The organism is Polaromonas sp. P3_C2, assembly GCF_056402675.1.
On record NZ_JBFUGX010000530.1, the window covers coordinates 1 to 2,931 of the forward strand.

At 61.1% G+C, this 2,931-nt stretch carries 2 protein-coding genes and 1 pseudogene; all 3 read left to right on the forward strand.

The window, feature by feature from the left end; genetic code table 11:
• The first annotated feature begins 15 nt into the window (after positions 1–15).
• Positions 16–984: a 2-hydroxyacid dehydrogenase gene (locus AC1DWI_RS18405; protein WP_477671419.1), complete on the forward strand. Its 969-nt coding sequence runs from the start codon at positions 16–18 to the stop codon at positions 982–984.
• Between the two features lie 157 nt (positions 985–1,141).
• Positions 1,142–2,521 (forward strand): ABC transporter substrate-binding protein, encoded by a 1,380-nt coding sequence (locus AC1DWI_RS18410; RefSeq protein WP_477725398.1) that lies wholly within the window; start codon positions 1,142–1,144, stop codon positions 2,519–2,521.
• A 40-nt stretch (positions 2,522–2,561) separates the two neighbouring features.
• Positions 2,562–2,931: pseudogene (locus AC1DWI_RS18415) on the forward strand (sugar ABC transporter permease); the annotation flags it as partial.

Consider the following 2,931-nt stretch of genomic DNA (forward strand, 5'->3'; position numbering starts at 1 on the left):
GTCTTAGTGAAAACCATGATCGGAGTAGTTCCCTTGTCCCGCCCGCACATCCTTGCCGTCTCCAAGCTCCCGCCTTTCCTGATGGAGCCGCTCGCTGCGGCCTTCGTAGTGCACGACCGCCTGCACGAGACGGACCCCGAGGCGTTTGCAATGGTCGCGCCGCAGATTCGCGGCATCTCGGGCGGCGGCGAGTCCAAGGTCACGGCCGCGCTGATAGAGAAACTGCCTGCACTCGAAGTGGTGTCGATCTTCGGCGTGGGCTACGACGGCGTCGATGTACCCGCCGCATTGAACCGYCGCATCCCCGTGACGCACACCCCCGGGGTGCTCAACGACGAAGTCGCCGACCTCGCGCTGGGCCTCATGCTGTCGGTGGCGCGGCGCATCCCCCTGGCAGACCGCTATGTGCGTGCCGGCCGATGGGCCGCCGAGGGTCCGATGCCGCTGGCCCGCAAGGTTTCAGGTGCCCGGCTGGGCATCGTTGGGCTGGGCCGCATCGGGCAGGCCATTGCCAGCCGCGCAGAAGCTTTCGGCATGTCCATCGCCTATACGGCGCGCACCGCCAAGGCGGAGCTGCCGTACGCCTATCATCCCACCGCAGCAGCGCTTGCCGCTGCGGTGGATTTCCTGGTGGTGATCACTCCGGGCGGCGCCGGAACGAAACACCTGATCAATGCTGAAGTGCTCAAGGCCTTGGGTCCCGATGGTTACCTGATCAATGTTGCGCGCGGCTCGGTCGTGGATGAGGCGGCGCTGGTCGATGCCCTGCAACGCGGCGTGATCGCGGGCGCGGGTCTCGATGTCTTCGAGAAAGAACCGCAGGTGCCGGATGCGCTGAAGGCGCTGGACAACGTCGTGCTGACTCCGCACATGGCCAGCGGAACCTGGCAGACGCGCAAGGCCATGGCGGATCTGGCGGTGGCCAATCTGAGTGCTCACTTCGCAGGCCAGCCACTGCTCAGTCCGGTCCCTGAATGCCAGTAAGAGACTCCTTCGAAAGAGTTCCAGAAGATGAGCCCGGGACCGGGTGCTGTACCGCGGGTTTTCCATAGAAAACCGGCGTTTCAATCATCATATGATAGCAAGCGCTAAGAGCTGAGCGACCCGGTTAGACAGTTCAACAACCACAGGAGACAAAGCAATGAAGATCAGGACAATTCTTGCCAGCGCGATGATCGCGGGGGGCCTGCTCGCAGGCGGCCACGCTGTCGCGCAAGACAAGCTCACCGTCTGGTGGGTCAAGGGCTTCTACCAGGCGGAGGACCAGGCACTCTTCGACGCCATCAAGAAGTACGAAGCCAAGCACAAGGGTGTGAAAATCGAGCTGTCGCAGTACCCGATCCAGGACATGATCCCCAAGACCGTGGCTGCGCTGGACTCTGGTAACCCGCCTGACGTCGCCTATGCCGACGTGTATGACTTCCAGGTCACGAGCAAGTGGGCCTATGACGGCAAGCTGGAAGACATCTCCAGCGTGATCAACCCGATCCGCGCGCGTTTCGCCCCCAACACGGTGGAGACGACGTTCCTGTGGAACGACGCAGCCAAGACCCGCGCCTACTACGCCTTTCCGATCAAGCAGCAGACCATGCACATCGAGTACTGGATCGACATGCTCAACGATGCGGGCTTCAAGGAGTCCGACATCCCGACCGATTGGAAGGGCTACTGGTCTTTCTGGTGCGACAAAGTGCAACCGGCTTATCGCCAGAAGAGCGGCAACCGCACCTTCGGCATCGGCCAGCCCCTGGGCGTGGACTCGAGCGACTCGTTCTTCTCCTTCCTGACCTTCATGGATGCGTACAACGTGAAGCTGGTGAGCGACAGCGGCAAGCTGCTGGTCGATGACCCTAACGTTCGTGCCGGCCTGATTGGCGCGTTGACCGACTACACCGCGCCGTACACCAAGGGCTGCTCGCCACCGTCGTCCACCAGCTGGAAAGACCCGGACAACAACGTCGCCTTCCACAACAAGACCACGGTCATGACACACAACGCGACGATCTCAATCGCGGCCAAGTGGCTTGACGACGCCAACAACGACAAGCTCAAACCCGAAGAGCGTGAACTGGCGAAGAAGAACTACAACGAGCGCATCCGCACGGCAGGCTTTCCAAACAAACCGGACGGCAGCRAGATGGTCTACCGCACGGCGGTGAAGACTGGCGTTGTCTTTAGCCAGGCCAAGAACAAGGCCCGCGCCAAGGAGTTCGTCAAGTTCCTGATGGAGGAAGAGAACCTGACGCCGTACGTCGAAGGCTCGCTCGGCCGTTGGTTCCCGGTGACCAAGGCCGGTCAGGCACGCCCGTTCTGGCAGGCTGATGCGCATCGCAAGTCGGTGTTCAACCAGTACGCCAACGGAACGGTGGGCTTCGAGTTCGTCAAGAACTACAAGTTCACCGTGCTGAACAACGAGAACGTCTGGGCCAAGGCGGCCAACCGAGTGCTCAATGAGAAGGTGCCGGTTGACAAGGCGGTGGACGAGATGATTGCCCGCATCAAGACGGTCGCATCCAACTAAAAACGAAAGTCCCTCCCCCCGCTGGGGGAGGGTACAAGCCATGAGCACCATCACCCTCGACACACCGGCCACCGCATCGGCCGTCAGAAAAAATGCCATGACTTCGTGGGAGAAGTGGGGAGCGATTCTTGTCATTCCCTACCTTCTCATCTTCCTGATTTTCGTGATCTACCCGGTGGGCTACGGCCTGTGGCTCGCGCGCCATCCGGAGAGTTACGAGCGGCTGTTTGCCGACCCCATTTTCTTCCGCACGGTGATCAACACCGTGATCTTTGTCGTGGTCTCCGTCAACATCAAGATGATGCTGGCACTCGGCCTGTCGGGCTTCTTCCTGAACACGCGCTGGTGGGTCAAGATCCTGTCGATGATCTTCATCCTGCCTTGGGCCGTGCCGTCGATCCCGACCATCC